Source organism: Staphylococcus sp. FSL W8-1270 (assembly GCF_038007165.1).
In the GTDB taxonomy this organism is placed as follows: Bacteria; Bacillota; Bacilli; order Staphylococcales; family Staphylococcaceae; genus Staphylococcus; species Staphylococcus hominis.
In genome coordinates, this window is sequence record NZ_JBBOWQ010000001.1 from 2,082,484 (window position 1) to 2,106,593 (window position 24,110).

The 24,110-nt window shown below is 38.2% G+C and carries 13 protein-coding genes, 1 tRNA gene and 5 rRNA genes; 2 read left to right on the plus strand and 17 right to left on the minus strand.

The genetic code is table 11. The features are described 5' to 3' along the window. The 9 genes from cysS to NSU06_RS10460 form a co-directional block, all read right to left on the minus strand. The gene (gene cysS / locus NSU06_RS10420) at window positions 1-1,401 is read right to left on the minus strand and encodes a cysteine--tRNA ligase (protein ID WP_017175308.1); all 1,401 of its coding nucleotides are present in this window, start codon (window positions 1,399-1,401) and stop codon (window positions 1-3) included. Beyond that, the gene (cysE, locus tag NSU06_RS10425) at window positions 1,385-2,014 is read right to left on the minus strand and encodes a serine O-acetyltransferase (RefSeq protein WP_170999993.1); all 630 of its coding nucleotides are present in this window, start codon (window positions 2,012-2,014) and stop codon (window positions 1,385-1,387) included. The genes cysS and cysE overlap by 17 nt, the downstream gene beginning before the upstream one ends. Before the next feature lie 386 nt (window positions 2,015-2,400). After that, the gene (gene gltX / locus NSU06_RS10430) at window positions 2,401-3,855 is read right to left on the minus strand and encodes a glutamate--tRNA ligase (protein WP_017175306.1); all 1,455 of its coding nucleotides are present in this window, start codon (window positions 3,853-3,855) and stop codon (window positions 2,401-2,403) included. A 277-nt stretch (window positions 3,856-4,132) separates the two neighbouring features. After that, window positions 4,133-5,206, minus strand: a complete 1,074-nt coding sequence (locus NSU06_RS10435; protein ID WP_017175305.1) for a PIN/TRAM domain-containing protein — start codon at window positions 5,204-5,206, stop codon at window positions 4,133-4,135. A 22-nt stretch (window positions 5,207-5,228) separates the two neighbouring features. Continuing rightward, window positions 5,229-6,602 (minus strand): DNA repair protein RadA, encoded by a 1,374-nt coding sequence (radA, locus tag NSU06_RS10440; protein WP_017175304.1) that lies wholly within the window; start codon window positions 6,600-6,602, stop codon window positions 5,229-5,231. A 133-nt stretch (window positions 6,603-6,735) separates the two neighbouring features. Then, window positions 6,736-9,207: an ATP-dependent Clp protease ATP-binding subunit gene (locus tag NSU06_RS10445; RefSeq protein ID WP_017175303.1), complete on the minus strand. Its 2,472-nt coding sequence runs from the start codon at window positions 9,205-9,207 to the stop codon at window positions 6,736-6,738. A gap of 15 nt (window positions 9,208-9,222) precedes the next feature. Beyond that, window positions 9,223-10,230 (minus strand): protein arginine kinase, encoded by a 1,008-nt coding sequence (locus tag NSU06_RS10450; protein ID WP_017175302.1) that lies wholly within the window; start codon window positions 10,228-10,230, stop codon window positions 9,223-9,225. Beyond that, on the minus strand, window positions 10,223-10,786 hold the full coding sequence (locus tag NSU06_RS10455; protein ID WP_019835674.1) for a UvrB/UvrC motif-containing protein: 564 nt from the start codon (window positions 10,784-10,786) through the stop codon (window positions 10,223-10,225). The genes NSU06_RS10450 and NSU06_RS10455 overlap by 8 nt, the downstream gene beginning before the upstream one ends. 31 nt (window positions 10,787-10,817) lie before the next feature. Beyond that, window positions 10,818-11,279 carry a CtsR family transcriptional regulator gene (locus tag NSU06_RS10460; RefSeq protein WP_002449017.1) on the minus strand — a complete coding sequence of 154 codons (462 nt, stop codon included), beginning with the start codon at window positions 11,277-11,279 and terminating at the stop codon, window positions 10,818-10,820. 153 nt (window positions 11,280-11,432) lie between these two features. Here NSU06_RS10460 and NSU06_RS10465 point away from each other — a divergent pair, with 153 nt between their 5' ends. Continuing rightward, window positions 11,433-12,647: a NupC/NupG family nucleoside CNT transporter gene (locus NSU06_RS10465; protein WP_017175300.1), complete on the plus strand. Its 1,215-nt coding sequence runs from the start codon at window positions 11,433-11,435 to the stop codon at window positions 12,645-12,647. Between the two features lie 36 nt (window positions 12,648-12,683). On the opposite strand, the gene pdxT is transcribed toward NSU06_RS10465, so the two are convergent. Both pdxT and pdxS read right to left on the minus strand, forming a co-directional pair. Beyond that, entirely contained in the window at window positions 12,684-13,238 is a 555-nt protein-coding gene (pdxT, locus tag NSU06_RS10470) for a pyridoxal 5'-phosphate synthase glutaminase subunit PdxT (protein WP_017175299.1), read from the minus strand. Between the two features lie 3 nt (window positions 13,239-13,241). After that, window positions 13,242-14,129: a pyridoxal 5'-phosphate synthase lyase subunit PdxS gene (pdxS, locus tag NSU06_RS10475; RefSeq protein ID WP_017175298.1), complete on the minus strand. Its 888-nt coding sequence runs from the start codon at window positions 14,127-14,129 to the stop codon at window positions 13,242-13,244. A 95-nt stretch (window positions 14,130-14,224) separates the two neighbouring features. Here pdxS and pdxR point away from each other — a divergent pair, with 95 nt between their 5' ends. Further along, the gene (gene pdxR, locus NSU06_RS10480) at window positions 14,225-15,595 is read left to right on the plus strand and encodes a MocR-like pyridoxine biosynthesis transcription factor PdxR (RefSeq protein WP_049382347.1); all 1,371 of its coding nucleotides are present in this window, start codon (window positions 14,225-14,227) and stop codon (window positions 15,593-15,595) included. Window positions 15,596-15,794: 199 nt separating this feature from the next. Here pdxR and rrf (NSU06_RS10485) read toward each other — a convergent pair. From rrf (NSU06_RS10485) to NSU06_RS10510, 6 genes are all read right to left on the minus strand, one after another. After that, window positions 15,795-15,909: ribosomal RNA gene (rrf, locus tag NSU06_RS10485) — 5S ribosomal RNA — on the minus strand. Between the two features lie 67 nt (window positions 15,910-15,976). Further along, window positions 15,977-18,898 (minus strand): 23S ribosomal RNA (locus tag NSU06_RS10490). A 145-nt stretch (window positions 18,899-19,043) separates the two neighbouring features. Further along, a tRNA-Ile gene (locus NSU06_RS10495) sits at window positions 19,044-19,120 on the minus strand. A 99-nt stretch (window positions 19,121-19,219) separates the two neighbouring features. Then, window positions 19,220-20,770, minus strand: a 16S ribosomal RNA gene (locus NSU06_RS10500). A gap of 216 nt (window positions 20,771-20,986) precedes the next feature. After that, window positions 20,987-21,101 (minus strand): 5S ribosomal RNA (gene rrf / locus NSU06_RS10505). A gap of 67 nt (window positions 21,102-21,168) precedes the next feature. After that, a 23S ribosomal RNA gene (locus tag NSU06_RS10510) occupies window positions 21,169-24,090 on the minus strand. Together the 16S, 23S and 5S rRNA genes with 1 tRNA gene alongside form the textbook arrangement of a ribosomal RNA operon. Window positions 24,091-24,110 lie beyond the last annotated feature (20 nt).

Genomic DNA, 24,110 nt, shown 5'->3' on the forward strand with positions numbered 1-24,110 from the left:
TTAACCCCTTCTAAATCTTACACCTTGAGGCGTATCTTCAAGAATAATATTTTGTTCTTTTAGCATATCTCTAATTTCGTCAGCTCGAGCAAAATCTTTATTTTTACGTGCTTCATTACGTTCTTCGATAAGTTTTTCTATGTCTTCATCAAGTAATACATCATTTTCTTTTCCTTCTAATGGCACACCTAATACGTCACTAAAAATGTGATATACTTCTTTAAAGCGCTGAATCACTTTAGTAGATGTTGTATTTTCTAATACATATTTATTAGCTAATTTCGATAAATCATACCATGCAGTTACAGCATTTGCTGTATTAAAATCATCATCCATTACAGCTTCAAATTGTTTTAAAATATCATTAATTTGATCAATATAGTCTGTTTGTGTTTCTAAATCAGTTGTGATTGCTTCTCTTTCTTTAATTAATTGATAACTATTACGTATACGCTCTAATCCACTTTTAGCAGCATTCACTAATTCAACGTTATAGTTGATTGGACTTCTATAATGAACACTGATCATGAAGAAACGTAATACATCTGGATCAATTTCTTTAATAATATCGTGTACTAAAATAAAGTTACCTAATGATTTACTCATTTTTTCATTATCTATATTAATGAAACCATTATGCATCCAATAATTAGCAAAAGGCGCGTGATTGTGTGCTTCAGATTGCGCTATTTCATTTTCATGATGTGGAAATTGTAAATCTGATCCTCCTGCATGGATATCAATTGTTTTTCCCAATTCATGATAAGCCATTACAGAGCATTCAATATGCCATCCTGGACGTCCTTGTCCAAATGGGCTCTCCCAACTAATTTCTCCAGGTTTTGCCTTTTTCCATAGCGTAAAGTCCAATGCATCCTCTTTTTGTTCACCTGCTTCTATACGAGCGCCAACTTTTAAATCATCAATAGACTGATGACTTAATTTACCATATCCATCAAATTTACGGGTTCTAAAATACACATCTCCATTACTTTCATATGCATAACCTTCATCTACAAGTTGTTTAATGAAGTCAATGATTTCATCCATATGATTCATTACTCGCGGATTAGATGTCGCTCTTTTAACATTAAGTGCCCCTACATCTTCATAGAATGCCTTGATATATCGATCAGCAATTTCTGGCACACTTTCATTTAATTCTTTAGACCGATTAATGAGTTTATCATCTACATCAGTAAAATTAGATACGTAATCAACCGTATAGCCTTTATATTCAAAATATCGACGTACCACGTCATAATTAATTGCTGGACGGGCATTACCAATATGAATGTAATTATACACTGTAGGTCCACATACATACATTTTTACCTTACCAGGCTCAATAGGCTTAAACACCTCTTTTTGACGTGTTAAAGTATTATATAATGTAATCATCTTTAATCTCTCCATTCTTAGCTTTTTCCAATTGTCGTTCTAGTTGCTTAATTTGTTCAAATAAAGGATCAGGCAAATTACGATGATCAAATGTTTTCCCAATTCGTTTTCCTTCTTGTTTAACAATATGACCTGGAATGCCTACAACTGTTGTATAACTTGGCACAGATTGTAAGACTACTGAATTCGCACCAATATTAACATTAGAATTAATTTGGATATTTCCTAAAACTTTTGATCCTGCTGCAATTAAAACATTATCTCCAATATCTGGATGACGCTTTCCTTTTTGTTTACCTGTACCACCAAGTGTCACGCCTTGATAAATAGTTACGTTATCTCCAATCGTACATGTTTCACCAATGACTACACCCATACCATGATCAATAAATAGACGTTTTCCGATTTTTGCTCCAGGATGAATTTCAATTCCTGTAAAAAAGCGAGATACTTGTGAAATCATTCTCGCCAAAACGTAGTGTTTTTTATTATATAATTTATGTGCAATTAAGTGACTCCATACCGCATGCAAGCCTGCATAAGTTGTGATTACTTCAAATGTTGTACGTGCTGCAGGGTCTTGTTCAAATACCATTTTTACATCATCTTTCATTCTTTTTATCAAGACGCTCGCCTCCCCATTTTCTATATATTATGAATATCTTACAGTCCATGTATAATAATTCAAATATTTAAAAAAAGCGCCCCTAACATTAACTGCTAGAGGCGCTATTGCACGGTTCCACTCTTCATTTTAGATAAAGTAAGTTGATGAACATACTAGTCTACCTTATCATACTCATTTCTATATTTAATTGAACATTCAAAGGTGCATTCGATATAGATAATGATATGCTCACAGCAACCGCATACTCTCTAACAACATTATCGTATATTTACTAATCCTTTAACTAACATATGTTTAATTTTATCATAAGAAGTTTTTTATAAAATTTCAAGTTTAAACATGTGTGTCTGACTTATTATATTAACATTGTTTTAAACATATTTTTTTAAACGAGATAGTACTTTTTCTTTTCCTAATACTTCAATTGTATTCGGTAATTCAGGACCATGCATTTGACCAGTCACTGCTACACGAATAGGCATAAATAATTGTTTACCTTTAATACCCGTTTCTTTTTGTACTTCTTTAATCGTTTTTTTAATTTCAGCAGCTTCAAATGGTTCAAGCGCTTCTAATTTACCATATAAATGAGACATTAATTCAGGAACTTGTTCGCCATTTAATACCTCTTGTTCTTCTTCACCTAATTCAGGCATATCATGGAAGAACATTTCTGATAACGGAACAATTTCTCCTGCATAACTCATTTCTTTTTGATAAAGACCAATTAATTTGCGTCCCCATTCTCTATCTTCTTCACTTGGATTTTCAGGAATTAAATTTGCTTTGATCAAGTGTGGTAAAGCAAGCTCAAATACTGTTTCTGTATCTTTTGTTTTCATATATTGGTTGTTAACCCAAGCTAATTTTTGTCTATCAAACATTGCTGGAGATTTAGAAAGACGTTGTTCATCAAAAATCTTAATGAATTCTTCTTTAGAAAAGATCTCATCTTCACCTTCAGGAGACCAACCTAGTAAAGCAATAAAATTGAATAACGCTTCAGGTAAATAACCTAAATCACGATATTGCTCGATAAATTGTAAAATTTGGCCATCTCGTTTACTTAATTTTTTACGTTGTTCATTTACAATTAATGACATATGCGCAAAACGTGGTGATTCCCAACCAAATGCTTCATAAATCATTAATTGCTTAGGTGTATTTGATACATGATCATCTCCACGAATAACATCAGAAATTTCCATATAGTGATCATCTACTGCTACCGCGAAATTATACGTAGGGACGCCATCTTTTTTCACGATAACCCAATCTCCAATATTATTAGAGTCAAAAGAAATTTCTCCTTTAACCATATCATCAAATGTATATGTTTTATCTTTTGGAACACGGAAACGAATAGCGGGTTTGCGTCCTTCAGCTTCAAATTGTTGACGTTGTTCTTCAGTTAGATGTGCATGTTTACCGCCATATCGTGGCATTTCTCCACGAGCAATTTGAGCTTCACGTTCTTCTTCTAATTCTTCTTCAGTCATGTAACATTTGTATGCTTTATCTTCATCTAATAATTGTTGAATAAGTGGATTATAGATGTCTGCACGTTCAGACTGACGATAAGGACCATGACCTTTGTCTTTATCGATAGATTCATCCCAATCTAAGCCTAACCATTTTAAGTTATCAAATTGTGAAGATTCTCCATCTTCAAGATTTCTTTTACTATCTGTATCTTCAATACGTACTACAAAATCTCCATCATAATGTTTAGCAAATAAATAATTAAATAATGCAGTTCTTGCATTTCCGATGTGTAAATATCCAGTTGGACTTGGCGCATATCTTACTCTTACGCGTTCACTCATTCGTTTCACTCCTAATTTTGTTATTCATTCTTTATAGCGAATGATTTCTTTCATTAGAAAAAAGTTATCCCAAACAATCTTTAAAGAATCGTTTTTGAATAACTTTAACTTCTAATCTATACTTAGATCAACTTCGCATTTCCTTATTATTGTAGCATTAATTGGCTGGTTTGATAAGTCTATTGCTGTTGTTGTTACGTTACTCATCAATATCTCATAGCGAAAAATGTTATACAATAATTTATAAATGAATACGTTTCACATGAAACCCTTTTCTCTATTCACTTAAGGACTCCTCTATAGTCTTAGCAAATATAATACGACCAGATGATGTTTGTAATAAACTAATGACTTCTAATTCAACCTGTTTACCTATAAGAGATTTGGCATGATCTACAACTACCATTGTTCCATCATCTAGATATCCTACCCCTTGGCCAGGTTCTTTACCCATTTTAGTTAATAAAATATTAAGTCGGTCACCTTGATGAACATTGGGTTTAATTGCTTCTGACAAATCATTAACATTTAATGCAGTAATCCCTTGAACATGACATACCTTATTCAAGTTGAAATCGGTTGTAATGACATGAGCATGATAAACTTGAGCTAATTCAACTAACAGTTTGTCAATATCACTATGAGATTTTTGAGGATGAATCACACGAGTTGGATAGTCTAAATCATAAAGTTGATTTAAAATATCTAATCCACGTTGTCCTTTTTCACGTTTGATACTATCATTAGCATCTGCAACTACTTGTAATTCATTTATAACTCCTTGAGGAATAAGAATTTCTCCATCTATAAATCCGCATTTAATAATATCTAAAATTCTTCCATCAATAATTGCACTTGTATCTAACAGTTTAGGTATGGCGCTGATATTATTTTTAGACATTGAACGTGCTATATTTTCTGGCAAAAACATAAGCATTTCATCACGCTTTTTCAAACCAAACTGGAATCCTAAATAACATAATAATAATGTAATAATAATAGGCACAAGGTGATTTAATATAGAATTTCCTATCATTTCTAAAATAAATGAAACCATTACTGAAATAAATAAACCAACGACTAATCCTAGTGTAGCAAACAAAATTTCAACTGCACTACGTTGCATAATCCAAATTTCAGCTTCTTTAAGTAATCGTGTTACTTTATTAATAAATAACCCAAATATTAGAAAGAATACAATCATCCCTATTAAACCATCAACATAATGATTAGTATAAATGGGATGGTTGTTCATACCTAAATCATTTAAAATTTCTGGAATTAACATGATTCCAAATGATGCACCAAGAATGATGTAGATTATAATAATAATTCCTTTTAATACCTTCATACGTTATCACCCCTTTAAATGCCTATGATGAGCGATTACTAAACGCATATGTTAAGGCATCATGTACCGTTGTCACACCAACGACCTGAACACCTTCTGGGAATGTCCATCCACCTATATTCGTTTGGGGAATAATCACTCTCTTAAATCCTAGTTTTGCCGCTTCTTGTACACGTTGCTCGATACGCGATACTCGTCTTACCTCACCAGTTAATCCCACTTCACCAATATAACAATCCAAACCATCTACGGCTTTATCTTTAAAACTTGAAGCAGTCGCTACAATAATACTTAAATCTACAGCCGGTTCAGTAAGTCTCACTCCACCCGCTACTTTAATGTAAGCATCTTGTTGTTGTAAAAGATAATTTTCTTTTTTCTCTAAAACAGCCATAAGTAAGCTAAGTCGATTGTGGTCGATGCCTGTGGCCATTCGTCTTGGATTATTAAATGTAGTAGGTGTTACTAGAGATTGCACCTCAATCAATAGTGGTCGTGTGCCTTCCATAGTAGCCACAATTGTTGATCCTGGAACATTTGTAGAGCGTTCTTCTAAAAACATTTCTGAAGGGTTTTGTACCCCTTTCAAACCACTTTGTTTCATTTCAAAAATACCCATTTCATTTGTTGAACCAAAACGATTTTTAACTGCTCTTAGAATTCGATAAGCATGGTGTTCATCACCTTCGAAGTATAAAACTGTATCTACCATATGTTCTAATAGTCTTGGACCAGCAATTTGCCCTTCTTTTGTTACGTGACCTACTATAAAAGTTGCGATATTCATTTGTTTTGCAATATTCATTAAACTTTGTGTACTTTCTCGAACTTGTGATACTGAGCCAGGTGCTGAACTAATCTCAGGATGATAAATCGTTTGAATTGAATCGACAACAAGTATGTCTGGGCGCTCTTGTTCCACGGTTTGATGAATAACTTCTAAATCTGTTTCAGCTAGTACATTTAAATTACTAGAGTCTTCCTCTAGACGATCTGCACGCAATTTCGTTTGATTTAGTGATTCTTCACCCGTGATATAAAGTACATTAAGTTTCTGTGATAACGATGCACAAATCTGTAATAATAATGTAGATTTCCCAATACCCGGGTCGCCGCCAATCAGTACGAGTGATCCACTAACAATTCCACCACCAAGTACACGATTAAATTCTTTAGAGTCCGTTTGAACTCTCGGTGTTGCCTCATGCTTAATACTATTTAATTTCTGTACTTTTGCTTGTGTCTCTTTTGCTTTTACGCCATGCTTTGGATTGGAAGTCTTTTCAATAATTTCCTCCATTTGATTCCAAGCACCACAATTCGGACATTTTCCCATCCATTTAGGAGACTGATATCCACAAGCCATACATTCGAAAATTACTTTTTTCTTGGCCAAAACTGCACCTCCGATTTTTTTGAACATATCTATTTTATATGTATCCAGTTATAATGACAAATTTAAATATATATATAAATGAAAAGAAGAGTCTAGGATTTAATGACTCCTAGACTCTGAATTTAAGCTCTTTTTATTCTTCTGTTGCTGGTTCTTTTGTATCTTCTATATTATTTTCTTGTTTATCATGGATATCATATTTGAATTCATTACCATCATGATCAATTGTGACTTCTTTTCCTTCAATTTGATTACCATCAAGTATCAATTCACTTAAATTATCTTCAACTGTTTTTTGAATTGCTCTAATTAATGGACGAGCACCGTATTCTGGATCATATCCTTCTTCGGCAATTTTTTCTTTAGCTTTATCAGTAACTACAATATTAATATCTTGTTCTGATAAACGTTTTGTTAATTTATTTACCATCATAGTCACAATTTCTTTAAGTTCATCTTTTGTTAATTTATGGAAAACAATAATATCATCTACACGGTTTAAGAACTCAGGACGGAATGAATTTTTAAGTTCTTTCATCATAGTTCTACGAATTGTTTCATAATCTTGTCCTTCAGATGCACCACCGAATCCAGCGAAACGTTGATCTTGTAGTTCTTGTGCTCCTACATTTGATGTCATAATAATAACAGTATTACGGAAATCAACTTGACGCCCTTTTGTATCAGTTAGATGTCCATCATCAAGTACTTGTAATAAGATATTAAACACATCTGGATGCGCTTTTTCAATTTCATCAAATAGGATAACAGAATATGGCTTACGTCTAACTTTTTCAGTTAATTGACCACCATCATCATGGCCTACATAACCTGGAGGCGCTCCAACTAAACGACTCACAGCATGTTTCTCCATAAATTCACTCATATCAACACGTATCATTGCGTCTTCTTCACCAAACATTGATTCAGCTAATGCACGTGCAAGTTCTGTTTTACCTACACCAGTTGGTCCTAAGAAAATGAAACTACCGATTGGACGTTTAGGGTCTTTTAGGCCTGCACGTGCACGACGAACTGCTTTACTAATAGAAGTTACAGCATCGTTTTGTCCAATTACTCGATCATGTAATGTTTCTTCTAAATTAAGCAAACGATCTGACTCTGTTTCATTAATTCTAGTTAATGGAATACCTGTCCATCCTGCAATAACTTCAGCAATATCTTCTTTAGATAATGACGTTGATTGTCCACCTTGAGATGTCTTCCATTCATTTTTAGCATCTTCATATTGTTTTTCAAGTTTTGATTGTTTATCTCTTAAGTTAGCTGCATTTTCAAATTCTTGTGCATGGACGGCAGCATCTTTTTCATTTTTAACTTTTTCAATTTCTTGTTCAATCTCTTTTAAATTATTTGGAGTTGTGTGACTTTTTAGTCTCACTTTTGAACTTGCTTCGTCAATCAAATCAATTGCTTTATCTGGTAGGAAACGATCAGATACATAACGGTTACTTAATTTAGCAGCCGCTTCCAGTGCTTCATCAGAAATATTAATACGATGATGAGCTTCGTAGCGATCACGTAAACCTTTTAGAATAGCAACAGTATCTTCTACAGAAGGTTCATCAACTTGAATAGGTTGGAAACGACGTTCTAATGCAGCATCTTTTTCGATGTTTTTACGATATTCATCTAATGTTGTTGCACCAATACATTGTAATTCACCACGCGCTAACGCTGGTTTTAAAATATTAGATGCATCAATTGCACCTTCTGCGCCACCAGCACCAACTAGTGTATGCAATTCATCAATGAATAAAATGACATTACCTGCATGATGGATTTCATCCATGACTTTTTTCAAACGTTCTTCGAATTCACCACGATATTTAGTACCTGCCACGACTGTTCCCATATCTAGTGACATTACACGTTTATTTTTTAGCGTTTCTGGCACTTCATTATTTACAATAGCTTGTGCAAGACCTTCAGCAATGGCTGTTTTACCTACACCTGGTTCACCAATAAGTACAGGGTTATTTTTAGTTCTACGACTTAATACTTCAATAACACGTGTAATTTCTTTATCTCTACCCACAACTGGATCTAACGTACCGTCTTTAGCAATAACTGTTAAGTCTCGTGCTAGTCCATCCAATGTAGGAGTGTTGTTTGATTTATTTGCAGTTGCATTTTTAGTATTCATTTCAGGACTACCTAATGCTTTCACTACTTGTGCACGTGCTTTTGTAATATTCAAATCTAAGTTAGCAAATACACGTGCTGCTACTCCTTCATTTTCACGAATTAAACCTAATAAAATATGTTCTGTACCTACAAAATTATGATGCAATTTTCTTGCCTCATCCATTGATAGTTCAATGACTTTTTTAGCTCTTGGTGTATAGTGCAACGTACCAGAATGTTCTTGACCATGACCGATTAATTTTTCAACTTCTTCAATAACTTTATCTTCAGTAATATTAAAACTTTCAAGTACTTTAGCAGCAATACCTTCTGGTTCTTTCATTAATCCAAGTAGTAAGTGCTCAGTACCAATGTTCGAATGATTTAAACGAATTGCTTCTTCTTGTGCATGTGCTAATACACGTTGTGCGCGTTCAGTTAATCTACCAAATAACATATCGTTTACAACCTCCTAATTTGTATGTTTTCTTAATATATTTGCCCGTTTTTCATTTACAGATACGTTTTCATCTTCATCATTATATAAAAACGCAGATTGGATACTTACCATTAATTCATTAAACTTAAAGTTACTTAAATTTAAATATCCTAAATCTATGCCTAACTTAATTTCACTTAATCTATATGACGCTTCTTCCATTGATATCATACGGCTATTTTGTAATATTCCTAACGAACGATAAATACGGTCAAGCGTTTCTAATTCACTATATTGTGTTAAACGTTCACGAATTTGCATTTCTTCATTAATAATTTGTTGAACTACTTCTGTCAGCTGGTCAATAATATCTTCTTCTGTCTTACCTAATGTAAGTTGATTTGAAATTTGATAAATATGACCATAAACTTGTGAACCCTCTCCATATATACCTCGAATCGTAAATCCAAAACGATTAATTGTTTGTGCAATACGATTCATACGTTTCATTATAGATAATCCAGGTAAATGAAGCATCACACTTGCTCGCATTCCAGTCCCAATATTTGTAGGACAAGTAGTTAAATAACCTAAATCTTCATCGAAACTAATTTCTAATTGTTCATCAAGAATATCATCAATTTCTGAAGCCTTTTGATATAAATCTGTCAGAGATAAATCATTACCCATTGCTTGAATTCGTATATGATCTTCTTCATTAATCATAATACTTAAAGATTCATCGTCATTTAATAACACCGCTGAAGCTGGTTGTTTAATCAATTCTTTACTAATGAGATGTTTAGCCACTAACTTCATCTTACTTTGTTGGTCCATGGTATCTAAACGCATTAAAGATAAATTAGGTAGTGCATCTTGCACTTCATTGATTACTCTAAAACCTGCTTGTTCAGATGGAAACATTAAAGGATGAACATGATTTTCTAAATTACGTGCTAAACGAATACGCGAAGACATTACAATGGGAGATTCATCTGTTTCTTTCATCCATTCACTAATATGTGCATCCATATCATTCATCATGCTCCATCTCGCTTTCATGTTTCAAGGCTTTAATTTCATCTCTAATGATAGCTGCTTCTTCAAATTTTTGCTTTTCAATTAATATATTTAAGTAATTCGTTTTTTCTTCAATTTGTTTTTTTATTGCCAGTTTATGATGTGAAGAACGAGGCATCTTGCCTACATGTTCAAATTGTCCACCTTGTACTCGTCTTACAATATCAACAATATCCTCTTTAAATACTGCATAGCAATTTGCACATCCAAATTTACCTACATGAGCTATATCTTTCAATGTCATATTACATGTAGGACATCGTTTTTCTTCTTGAAATGCTACTTCATGAAAATTTAATCCGTGTTTAGTTGCTAAATGTTGTAAGATTTGTTTGACTACAAAGGCTTCTTCAATATCATCTTGAAACTCTGAATGTGACGCAGCATGTTCTTGTTGATTCCAAGGTTGCTCTCCTTGCGCACATTCTGAACACACCCACTTTTCAGAGGTACCATCTTTACTTTTTACTGTGAGTTTAACCTCTGCTTCATTTAAATGACAATTTTCGCAAAGCACACATAGACACCTCGCATTTCTTTATTATTTATTAATAGTAATTAATGATAGGTAATAATCGTTTGAGAATATTTGCTCTAATAATATCTCTAGAAACAACATCCATTGATAGTGTTTCACGATCAATAATCACTTGAATCATTCTTGCTTCTCTATCACTAATTAATCCTTTATCTAACAAACCATCAATTATATAATATGCTTGCTGTTGAGATATAGAAGGACCAATTAATTGCAATAGATGATTAATATAACCCGTTGCATCTTTATTTTCAATTTTCGTGATTCGGATATATCCTCCTCCACCACGTTTACTTTCTATTTCATAACCATGTTCATTTGTAAATCTCGTTTTAATAACATAGTTGAGTTGAGAAGGCACACAATCGAAACGTTGAGCAATATTAGCTCTTTGAATTTCTACCATATCTTCATTACTTTCTTCAAATAATTGTTTAATGTATTGTTCTATGATGTCAGACATGTTGTGCATGATTTACCACCCCTTTTGACCTTCTTTGACTATATTATATGACCAACTTTGACCTTTTTCAACCAATTTGTTTTTTTATTTAAAAATATTAATGTTACTTCTATTATTTTATTGTATTATATAAGATAAAGAGAATTTTAAAGGAGTAGAATTATGCATATTCTTATTGGGATCATTGGGATTATTGTCTTTTTAGCGCTGGCATTTTTATTTAGTTCAGATAAAAAGAATGTTCGTTGGCATTATGTTGGATTATTATTAATTATTCAACTTATATTCGCATTTATTCTTTTGAAAACGACTGCTGGTATTACAATTATTGGTGGTATTTCAAATGGATTTAACTATTTGTTACAAAAAGCTGCTGAAGGGGTTAATTTTGTTTTTGGAGGATTTAAATTTGTAGATCCAAAAAATCCACCATTCTTCTTTAGTGTCTTATTACCAATCGTATTTATTTCGGCATTAATTGGTATTTTACAATATACTAGAATTCTTCCATGGATTATTAATGTGTTAGGGTTCTTAATCTCTAAAATTAATGGTATGGGGCGTTTAGAATCATATAATGCAGTAGCAGCTGCGATTCTTGGCCAATCTGAAGTATTTATTTCATTAAAACAACAATTACCATATATACCTAAACAACGTTTATATACTTTAACTGCTTCTGCAATGTCTACTGTATCTGCATCTATTATCGGTGCATATTTTACATTGATTGAACCTAAATACGTTGTTACAGCGGTTGTATTAAACTTATTTGGTGGCTTCATTATTGCTTCTATTATTAACCCTTATACAGTTAATGAAGAAGATGATAAATTGCTAGTGGATGAATCAGAAACTAAAAAACAATCATTTTTTGAAATGTTAGGTGAATATATTTTAGATGGTTTCAAAGTAGCAGTTATCGTTGGTGCAATGTTAATTGGCTACATTGCAATCATTGCTTTATTAAATGGCCTTGTAAGTGGTATTTTTAGTTTAATTTCTGGCGGAGCAATCAAATGGGATTTCCAAACGTTAATTGGTTTTGTGTTTGCGCCATTTGCTTTCTTAGCAGGTGTTCCTTGGCAGGATGCAGTTAAATCAGGTTCTGTGATGGCAACAAAATTATTATCTAATGAATTTGTTGCTATGCAATCACTTGGAAGCTTGAAGGGTATTTCTGAACATGCAAAAGGTATTACGTCTGTATTTCTAGTTTCATTTGCTAACTTTAGTTCTATTGGTATCATTTCTGGTGCGATTAAATCACTTAACTCTGAAAAAGGTGATGTCGTAGCACGTTTTGGTATTAAGTTATTATTCGGTGCAACACTTGTATCATTTATTTCAGCTGCTATCGCTGGATTCTTCATTTAATAAGAAAAAGCTTGAGACTTTAATCTCAAGCTTTTTTTATTTAACTATATGTTCAATAAAATACTGAGTTATACGATAGTCATCTGTTAATTCTGGGTGGAAAGACACCCCTAGGTATTTCCCTTGCTTAACAGCTACTATTTTATCACTAATAGAACTTAATATTTCTACATTATTTTCTACACTAACAATATGTGGTGCTCTTATAAAGACACCTTCTATATCTTTTGCAATACCTTTAACATCTAACTCAGCTTCAAAACTATCTACTTGTCTACCAAAGGAATTACGCGCAACAGTAATATCTAATTTTTTTAGATATCCTGTCTCACCTTCTACATCTTTTGCAAGCACAATAAGACCTGCGCAAGTTCCAAACATTGGTAAATCAGATTGTTGTAATTTTTCTTTAAAGCCATATAAATCCATAAGTCTTCTTAAAGTTGTAGATTCACCACCAGGGAGAATAAGACCATCAATTTCATCTAATTGTTCAACTTTCTTAACTGCTATACCTTCGTGACCACTTAATTCAATGTGACGAATATGTTCACGTACTGCACCTTGTAACGCTAATACACCAATCTTCATAAATTACCAACCACGCTCTTGCATACGTTCTTCTAATGAGATTTTATTTATATCTAAACCTTTCATTGCAGTTCCTAATTCAGCTGCTAATTTTCCAATTAATTCATAATCTTGATAATGAGTTGTAGCTTGAACAATAGCTTTTGCAAATTTTTCTGGAGCTTCAGATTTAAAAATACCTGAACCCACAAATACCCCATCAGCACCTAATTCCATCATTAAGGCAGCATCTTGAGGTGTTGCTACACCACCCGCTGCAAAGTTTACTACTGGTAAACGACCTTCTTCTTTAATTTGTTTTAATACATTATATGGTGCACCTAATTCTTTGGCATAAGTCATAATTTCATCGTCATTCATTACAGTTAGACGACTAACCTCAGAATTAACTTTTCTCATGTGACGTACAGCTTCTACAATATTACCTGTTCCAGGTTCTCCTTTAGTACGTAACATCGCTGCACCTTCGCCAATACGTCGTGCTGCTTCACCTAAATTACGGCAACCACAAACAAATGGTACAGTAAATTGATCTTTTCTTAAATGAAATTCTTCATCTGCAGGAGTAAGAACTTCAGATTCATCAATATAGTCTACACCCATAGCTTCTAATACACGTGCTTCTGTAATATGACCAATACGTGCTTTAGCCATTACTGGAATTGAAACAGCATTCATTACTTCTTCAACAATTTTAGGATTGGCACTACGTGCTACACCACCAGCTGCTCTAATATCAGATGGTACGCGTTCTAAGGCCATAACTGCTACTGCTCCAGCTTCCTCTGCGATTCTAGCTTGTTCAGCATTCACAACATCCATAATGACGCCGCCTTTTTGCATTTCAGCCATACCGCGTTTAACTCTTTCAGATCCTACAATTTTAGACATTTATAAAACCCCTTTTCAATTGATTAAATCCATTTTAAAATATAAACTGATGTTTAAAAAGGTACAATTTTAATAAAAAATTAGGGGTCAGATTTATGACGAAGAAAAAATCATTATATATTTCTTTATATGAAAAGCTAAAAAAACAAATTATTGAAGGTGTATATGAATCAAACGATAAATTTCCATCTAAAAGACAGTTGAGTCAACATTTATCACTTAGTCATACTACAATTGAGCATGCCTATCAGTTACTTTTAGATGAAGGATTTATATACTCAAAACCACGTTCAGGTTATTATGTTTCAGAAATTCAATCATTACCAGTAACAAATAGTTATCCTGAAATAAGTGATATATTAGAAACTGATAAGACTACACAGAAAAATACGTATCAGTATCAATTCAATTTAGCTGAAATTGATGCTGAACATTTTCCTAGCCATTTATTTAAAAGGTATGCTAAAGAAGTATTTGAAGAAGATCAACTTGCCCTTTTGAGTAAAGGAAGCGTTCAGGGAGAATTTAACTTAAGACAGCAAATTTCTCATTATTTATTTAATAGTAGAGGAGTATCTTGTCATCCAGATCAAATCATAATTGGCTCTTCAACTGAACAATTATTAAATATGGTCACTGATTTATTAAAAGATTCATCATTTATTATAGAACAACCTAGTTATCCACCAATTAAACATGTACTGGATAAGCATAGAATAAGTTATACACAAGCTAGAGTAGAAAAAGATGGAATTAATATCGATGAAGTCTTTCAAAAAAATAATGATATTTTATATATCACACCATCTCATCAATTTCCAACAGGATATGTGATGAGTTTAAAGAAGCGCACACAACTTATAAAATGGGCACAACAAAAGAAAGAACGATATATTATTGAAGATGATTATGATTCAGAATTTAGATATTTCGGAAAACCTATTCCAGCATTACAGAATTTAGATAAAAAACAAAAAGTAATATATATTAGTACATTTTCGAAATCGCTTTATCCAAGTTGTCGTATGGCATACATTGTCTTACCAAATAAACTGCTAAAATTATTCCGAGAGATGAAATATGTTGAAAGCAATACTGTGCCTGTACATCTACAACATATGGTAGCACAATTTATGGCAACTGGTAGCTTTGAACGTCATCTTAATAAAATGAGAAGAATATATAAAAATAAATTAACTTTTATTTTAGAAAAACTAACACCATATAAAGGACAATTGAAAATTGAAGGCGCACTAACAGGAATGCACTTCACACTTGTAGTTAAAAATAATTTAACATTAAATGAATGCATAAAAAGAACAAAAAAATGCAATCTTAAATTAACGCCTTATCCTTATAGCAACAAAAAAGCACAACCTCCTACCTTCTTAATTGGCTTTGGAGGTATCCCAGAAGAAAAATTAGAGAAGCATGTTAATGCGCTTATTAAAGCACTTACTGTTTAAATAGAAGAAATAAGTTCTGACTCATTTTGGATTGGTAGTCATTGAACGTGAACTTTTTTAAGAAAGTCACTATGCTAGCAATCCTTAGTGTATATTCATTTAGTCATCTTTTAATTAGTTATATATAGATATATATTTTAAAATAAAAAAAGAGACCTCACGGTCTCAATATCAGCTCATCGCATCCATACAATGATTTGCCTGGCAACGTCCTACTCTAGCGGAACGTCAGTCCAACTACCATCGGCGCTAAGGAGCTTAACTTCTGTGTTCGGCATGGGAACAGGTGTGACCTCCTTGCCATTGTCACCAGACAAATGAATGATTATACATTCAAAACTAGATAGTAAGTAAAGATTTGCGTCGCAAAACTTGAAAAAATTGATTAAGTCTTCGATCGATTAGTATTCGTCAGCTCCACATGTCGCCACGCTTCCACCTCGAACCTATTAACCTCATCATCTCTGAGGGATCTTATAACCGAAGTTGGGAAATCTCATCTTGAGGGGGGCTTCATGCTTAGATGCTTTCAGCACTTATCCCGTCCATACATAGCTACCCAGCTATGCCGTTGGCACGACAACTGGTACACCAGAGGTATGTCCATCCCGGTCCTCTCGTACTAAGGACAGCTCCTCTCAAATTTCCTACGCCCACGACGGATAGGGACCGAACTGTCTCACGACGTTCTGAACCCAGCTCGCGTACCGCTTTAATGGGCGAACAGCCCAACCCTTGGGACCGACTACAGCCCCAGGATGCGATGAGCCGACATCGAGGTGCCAAACCTCCCCGTCGATGTGAACTCTTGGGGGAGATAAGCCTGTTATCCCCGGGGTAGCTTTTATCCGTTGAGCGATGGCCCTTCCATGCGGAACCACCGGATCACTAAGTCCGTCTTTCGACCCTGCTCGACTTGTAGGTCTCGCAGTCAAGCTCCCTTATGCCTTTACACTCTATGAATGATTTCCAACCATTCTGAGGGAACCTTTGAGCGCCTCCGTTACCTTTTAGGAGGCGACCGCCCCAGTCAAACTGCCCGCCTGACACTGTCTCCCACCACGATAAGTGGTGCGGGTTAGAAAGCCAACACAGCTAGGGTAGTATCCCACCAACGCCTCCACGTAAGCTAGCGCTCACGTTTCAAAGGCTCCTACCTATCCTGTACAAGCTGTGCCGAATTTCAATATCAGGCTACAGTAAAGCTCCACGGGGTCTTTCCGTCCTGTCGCGGGTAACCTGCATCTTCACAGGTACTATGATTTCACCGAGTCTCTCGTTGAGACAGTGCCCAAATCGTTACGCCTTTCGTGCGGGTCGGAACTTACCCGACAAGGAATTTCGCTACCTTAGGACCGTTATAGTTACGGCCGCCGTTTACTGGGGCTTCGATTCGTAGCTTCGCAGAAGCTAACCACTCCTCTTAACCTTCCAGCACCGGGCAGGCGTCAGCCCCTATACATCACCTTACGGTTTAGCAGAGACCTGTGTTTTTGATAAACAGTCGCTTGGGCCTATTCACTGCGGCTCTTCTGGGCTTGCACCCTAAAGAGCACCCCTTCTCCCGAAGTTACGGGGTCATTTTGCCGAGTTCCTTAACGAGAGTTCGCTCGCTCACCTTAGAATTCTCATCTTGACTACCTGTGTCGGTTTGCGGTACGGGCACCTAATCTCTATCTAGAGGCTTTTCTCGGCAGTGTGAAATCAACGACTCGAGGAAACAATTTCCTCTCCCCATCACAGCTCAATCTTAAGAGTGCCGGATTTGCCTAACACTCAATCTCACTGCTTAGACGTACAATCCAATCGTACGCTTCGCCTATCCTACTGCGTCCCCCCATCGATTAAAACGATTATAGGTGGTACAGGAATATCAACCTGTTATCCATCGCCTACGCCTGTCGGCCTCAGCTTAGGACCCGACTAACCCAGAGCGGACGAGCCTTCCTCTGGAAACCTTAGTCAATCGGTGGACGGGATTCTCACCCGTCTTTCGCTACTCACACCGGCATTCTCACTTCTAAGCGCTCCACATGTCCTTGCGATCATGCTTCAACGCCCTTAGAACGCTCTCCTACCATTGTCCAAAGGACAATCCACAGCTTCGGTAATATGTTTAGCCCCGGTACATTTTCGGCGCAGTGTCACTCGACTAGTGAGCTATTACGCACTCTTTAAATGATGGCTGCTTCTAAGCCAACATCCTAGTTGTCTGGGCAACGCCACATCCTTTTCCACTTAACATATATTTTGGGACCTTAGCTGGTGGTCTGGGCTGTTTCCCTTTCGAACACGGACCTTATCACCCATGTTCTGACTCCCAAGTTAAATTAATTGGCATTCGGAGTTTGTCTGAATTCGGTAACCCGAGAGGGGCCCCTCGTCCAAACAGTGCTCTACCTCCAATAATCATCACTTGAGGCTAGCCCTAAAGCTATTTCGGAGAGAACCAGCTATCTCCAAGTTCGATTGGAATTTCTCCGCTACCCACAGTTCATCCGCTCACTTTTCAACGTAAGTCGGTTCGGTCCTCCATTCAGTGTTACCTGAACTTCAACCTGACCATGGGTAGATCACCTGGTTTCGGGTCTACGACCAAATACTATACGCCCTATTCAGACTCGCTTTCGCTACGGCTCCACATTTTCTGCTTAACCTTGCATCAGATCGTAACTCGCCGGTTCATTCTACAAAAGGCACGCCATCACCCATTAACGGGCTCTGACTACTTGTAAGCACACGGTTTCAAGTTCTCTTTCACTCCCCTTCCGGGGTACTTTTCACCTTTCCCTCACGGTACTGGTTCACTATCGGTCACTAGAGAGTATTTAGCCTTAGGAGATGGTCCTCCCAGATTCCGACGGAATTTCACGTGCTCCGTCGTACTCAGGATCCACTCAAGAGAGAATATATTTTCAACTACAGGATTATTACCTTCTTTGATTCAACTTTCCAGATGATTCATTTAATATATTCCTTTGTAACTCCGTATAGAGTGTCCTACAACCCCAATAAGCAAGCTTATTGGTTTGGGCTCTTCCCGTTTCGCTCGCCGCTACTCAGGGAATCGAATTTTCTTTCTCTTCCTCCGGGTACTAAGATGTTTCAGTTCTCCGGGTCTGCCTTCTGACAAGCTATGAATTCACTTGTCGATAACACAACATAACTTGTGTTGGGTTCCCCCATTCGGAAATCTCTGGATCAACGCTTACTTACAGCTACCCAAAGCATATCGTCGTTAGTAACGTCCTTCATCGGCTTCTAGTGCCAAGGCATCCACCGTGCGCCCTTAATAACTTAATCTAATATAGTTATTAATCTGTGAGTGTTCTTTCGAACACTAGCGATTATTTTTTATGAATTCAAGCTTATTTAAAACTCTATTCACTCGGTTTTGCTTGGTAAAATCTATTTACTTACTTATCTAGTTTTCAATGTACAAATTTAATGGTGGGCCTGAGTGGACTCGAACCACCGACCTCACGCTTATCAGGCGTGCGCTCTAACCAGCTGAGCTACAGGCCCATTAAATATTTAAATGTTTAAAATAAACATTCAAAACTGAATACAATATGTCACGTTATTCCATATCATCTCTATGAGATGTTCCGAATATATCCTTAGAAAGGAGGTGATCCAGCCGCACCTTCCGATACGGCTACCTTGTTACGACTTCACCCCAATCATTTGTCCCACCTTCGACGGCTAGCTCCAAATGGTTACTCCACCGGCTTCGGGTGTTACAAACTCTCGTGGTGTGACGGGCGGTGTGTACAAGACCCGGGAACGTATTCACCGTAGCATGCTGATCTACGATTACTAGCGATTCCAGCTTCATGTAGTCGAGTTGCAGACTACAATCCGAACTGAGAACAACTTTATGGGATTTGCTTGACCTCGCGGTTTCGCTGCCCTTTGTATTGTCCATTGTAGCACGTGTGTAGCCCAAATCATAAGGGGCATGATGATTTGACGTCATCCCCACCTTCCTCCGGTTTGTCACCGGCAGTCAACTTAGAGTGCCCAACTTAATGATGGCAACTAAGCTTAAGGGTTGCGCTCGTTGCGGGACTTAACCCAACATCTCACGACACGAGCTGACGACAACCATGCACCACCTGTCACTTTGTCCCCCGAAGGGGAAACTTCTATCTCTAGAAGGGTCAAAGGATGTCAAGATTTGGTAAGGTTCTTCGCGTTGCTTCGAATTAAACCACATGCTCCACCGCTTGTGCGGGTCCCCGTCAATTCCTTTGAGTTTCAACCTTGCGGTCGTACTCCCCAGGCGGAGTGCTTAATGCGTTAGCTGCAGCACTAAGGGGCGGAAACCCCCTAACACTTAGCACTCATCGTTTACGGCGTGGACTACCAGGGTATCTAATCCTGTTTGATCCCCACGCTTTCGCACATCAGCGTCAGTTACAGACCAGAAAGTCGCCTTCGCCACTGGTGTTCCTCCATATCTCTGCGCATTTCACCGCTACACATGGAATTCCACTTTCCTCTTCTGCACTCAAGTTTTCCAGTTTCCAATGACCCTCCACGGTTGAGCCGTGGGCTTTCACATCAGACTTAAAAAACCGCCTACGCGCGCTTTACGCCCAATAATTCCGGATAACGCTTGCCACCTACGTATTACCGCGGCTGCTGGCACGTAGTTAGCCGTGGCTTTCTGATTAGGTACCGTCAAGACGTGCACAGTTACTTACACGTTTGTTCTTCCCTAATAACAGAGTTTTACGATCCGAAGACCTTCATCACTCACGCGGCGTTGCTCCGTCAGGCTTTCGCCCATTGCGGAAGATTCCCTACTGCTGCCTCCCGTAGGAGTCTGGACCGTGTCTCAGTTCCAGTGTGGCCGATCACCCTCTCAGGTCGGCTACGTATCGTTGCCTTGGTAAGCCGTTACCTTACCAACTAGCTAATACGGCGCAGGTCCATCTATAAGTGATAGCAAAGCCATCTTTCACTATCGAACCATGCGGTTCGAAATATTATCCGGTATTAGCTCCGGTTTCCCGAAGTTATCCCAGTCTTATAGGTAGGTTACCTACGTGTTACTCACCCGTCCGCCGCTAACGTCGAAGGAGCAAGCTCCTCGTCTGTTCGCTCGACTTGCATGTATTAGGCACGCCGCCAGCGTTCATCCTGAGCCAGGATCAAACTCTCCATAAAAATTTATGATGTTTGATTAGCTCATAATACTAAATAGTGTTTGTAACATTTAAGTTACTTTATTGGAATTAACGTTGACATATTGTCATTCAGTTTTCAATGTTCATTTTCTTCAACACAAGAATTAATTATACTCGTTATTAACTTGAAAGTCAACAACATTTTTAAAAAATATTTAATTAGCCACAAAAAAAGACCTGTCGGTCAAATGTGGTTGCCTGGCAACGTCCTACTCTAGCGGAACGTCAGTCCAACTACCATCGGCGCTAAGGAGCTTAACTTCTGTGTTCGGCATGGGAACAGGTGTGACCTCCTTGCCATTGTCACCAGACAAATGAATGATTATACATTCAAAACTAGATAGTAAGTAAAGATTTGCGTCGCAAAACTTGAAAAAATTGATTAAGTCTTCGATCGATTAGTATTCGTCAGCTCCACATGTCGCCACGCTTCCACCTCGAACCTATTAACCTCATCATCTCTGAGGGATCTTATAACCGAAGTTGGGAAATCTCATCTTGAGGGGGGCTTCATGCTTAGATGCTTTCAGCACTTATCCCGTCCATACATAGCTACCCAGCTATGCCGTTGGCACGACAACTGGTACACCAGAGGTATGTCCATCCCGGTCCTCTCGTACTAAGGACAGCTCCTCTCAAATTTCCTACGCCCACGACGGATAGGGACCGAACTGTCTCACGACGTTCTGAACCCAGCTCGCGTACCGCTTTAATGGGCGAACAGCCCAACCCTTGGGACCGACTACAGCCCCAGGATGCGATGAGCCGACATCGAGGTGCCAAACCTCCCCGTCGATGTGAACTCTTGGGGGAGATAAGCCTGTTATCCCCGGGGTAGCTTTTATCCGTTGAGCGATGGCCCTTCCATGCGGAACCACCGGATCACTAAGTCCGTCTTTCGACCCTGCTCGACTTGTAGGTCTCGCAGTCAAGCTCCCTTATGCCTTTACACTCTATGAATGATTTCCAACCATTCTGAGGGAACCTTTGAGCGCCTCCGTTACCTTTTAGGAGGCGACCGCCCCAGTCAAACTGCCCGCCTGACACTGTCTCCCACCACGATAAGTGGTGCGGGTTAGAAAGCCAACACAGCTAGGGTAGTATCCCACCAACGCCTCCACGTAAGCTAGCGCTCACGTTTCAAAGGCTCCTACCTATCCTGTACAAGCTGTGCCGAATTTCAATATCAGGCTACAGTAAAGCTCCACGGGGTCTTTCCGTCCTGTCGCGGGTAACCTGCATCTTCACAGGTACTATGATTTCACCGAGTCTCTCGTTGAGACAGTGCCCAAATCGTTACGCCTTTCGTGCGGGTCGGAACTTACCCGACAAGGAATTTCGCTACCTTAGGACCGTTATAGTTACGGCCGCCGTTTACTGGGGCTTCGATTCGTAGCTTCGCAGAAGCTAACCACTCCTCTTAACCTTCCAGCACCGGGCAGGCGTCAGCCCCTATACATCACCTTACGGTTTAGCAGAGACCTGTGTTTTTGATAAACAGTCGCTTGGGCCTATTCACTGCGGCTCTTCTGGGCTTGCACCCTAAAGAGCACCCCTTCTCCCGAAGTTACGGGGTCATTTTGCCGAGTTCCTTAACGAGAGTTCGCTCGCTCACCTTAGAATTCTCATCTTGACTACCTGTGTCGGTTTGCGGTACGGGCACCTAATCTCTATCTAGAGGCTTTTCTCGGCAGTGTGAAATCAACGACTCGAGGAAACAATTTCCTCTCCCCATCACAGCTCAATCTTAAGAGTGCCGGATTTGCCTAACACTCAATCTCACTGCTTAGACGTACAATCCAATCGTACGCTTCGCCTATCCTACTGCGTCCCCCCATCGATTAAAACGATTATAGGTGGTACAGGAATATCAACCTGTTATCCATCGCCTACGCCTGTCGGCCTCAGCTTAGGACCCGACTAACCCAGAGCGGACGAGCCTTCCTCTGGAAACCTTAGTCAATCGGTGGACGGGATTCTCACCCGTCTTTCGCTACTCACACCGGCATTCTCACTTCTAAGCGCTCCACATGTCCTTGCGATCATGCTTCAACGCCCTTAGAACGCTCTCCTACCATTGTCCAAAGGACAATCCACAGCTTCGGTAATATGTTTAGCCCCGGTACATTTTCGGCGCAGTGTCACTCGACTAGTGAGCTATTACGCACTCTTTAAATGATGGCTGCTTCTAAGCCAACATCCTAGTTGTCTGGGCAACGCCACATCCTTTTCCACTTAACATATATTTTGGGACCTTAGCTGGTGGTCTGGGCTGTTTCCCTTTCGAACACGGACCTTATCACCCATGTTCTGACTCCCAAGTTAAATTAATTGGCATTCGGAGTTTGTCTGAATTCGGTAACCCGAGAGGGGCCCCTCGTCCAAACAGTGCTCTACCTCCAATAATCATCACTTGAGGCTAGCCCTAAAGCTATTTCGGAGAGAACCAGCTATCTCCAAGTTCGATTGGAATTTCTCCGCTACCCACAGTTCATCCGCTCACTTTTCAACGTAAGTCGGTTCGGTCCTCCATTCAGTGTTACCTGAACTTCAACCTGACCATGGGTAGATCACCTGGTTTCGGGTCTACGACCAAATACTATACGCCCTATTCAGACTCGCTTTCGCTACGGCTCCACATTTTCTGCTTAACCTTGCATCAGATCGTAACTCGCCGGTTCATTCTACAAAAGGCACGCCATCACCCATTAACGGGCTCTGACTACTTGTAAGCACACGGTTTCAAGTTCTCTTTCACTCCCCTTCCGGGGTACTTTTCACCTTTCCCTCACGGTACTGGTTCACTATCGGTCACTAGAGAGTATTTAGCCTTAGGAGATGGTCCTCCCAGATTCCGACGGAATTTCACGTGCTCCGTCGTACTCAGGATCCACTCAAGAGAGAATATATTTTCAACTACAGGATTATTACCTTCTTTGATTCAACTTTCCAGATGATTCATTTAATATATTCCTTTGTAACTCCGTATAGAGTGTCCTACAACCCCAATAAGCAAGCTTATTGGTTTGGGCTCTTCCCGTTTCGCTCGCCGCTACTCAGGGAATCGAATTTTCTTTCTCTTCCTCCGGGTACTAAGATGTTTCAGTTCTCCGGGTCTGCCTTCTGACAAGCTATGAATTCACTTGTCGATAACACAACATAACTTGTGTTGGGTTCCCCCATTCGGAAATCTCTGGATCAACGCTTACTTACAGCTACCCAAAGCATATCGTCGTTAGTAACGTCCTTCATCGGCTTCTAGTGCCAAGGCATCCACCGTGCGCCCTTAATAACTTAATCTAATATAGTTATTAATCTGT

Bases quoted from the DNA above. Each gene is read 5' to 3' on its own strand.
- pdxT (WP_017175299.1), bottom strand. From the start codon at position 13,238: ATGAAGATTGGTGTATTAGCGTTACAAGGTGCAGTACGTGAACATATT.
- NSU06_RS10445 (WP_017175303.1), bottom strand. From the start codon at position 9,207: ATGTTATTTGGTAGATTAACTGAACGCGCACAACGTGTATTAGCACAT.
- cysS (WP_017175308.1), bottom strand. From the start codon at position 1,401: ATGATTACATTATATAATACTTTAACACGTCAAAAAGAGGTGTTTAAG.
- pdxS (WP_017175298.1), bottom strand. From the start codon at position 14,129: ATGTCTAAAATTGTAGGATCTGAAAGAGTTAAACGCGGTATGGCTGAA.
- gltX (WP_017175306.1), bottom strand. From the start codon at position 3,855: ATGAGTGAACGCGTAAGAGTAAGATATGCGCCAAGTCCAACTGGATAT.
- NSU06_RS10435 (WP_017175305.1), bottom strand. From the start codon at position 5,206: ATGAAGGTATTAAAAGGAATTATTATTATAATCTACATCATTCTTGGT.
- NSU06_RS10465 (WP_017175300.1), top strand. From the start codon at position 11,433: ATGCATATTCTTATTGGGATCATTGGGATTATTGTCTTTTTAGCGCTG.
- NSU06_RS10460 (WP_002449017.1), bottom strand. From the start codon at position 11,279: ATGCACAACATGTCTGACATCATAGAACAATACATTAAACAATTATTT.
- NSU06_RS10450 (WP_017175302.1), bottom strand. From the start codon at position 10,230: ATGAATGATATGGATGCACATATTAGTGAATGGATGAAAGAAACAGAT.
- pdxR (WP_049382347.1), top strand. From the start codon at position 14,225: ATGACGAAGAAAAAATCATTATATATTTCTTTATATGAAAAGCTAAAA.
- cysE (WP_170999993.1), bottom strand. From the start codon at position 2,014: ATGAAAGATGATGTAAAAATGGTATTTGAACAAGACCCTGCAGCACGT.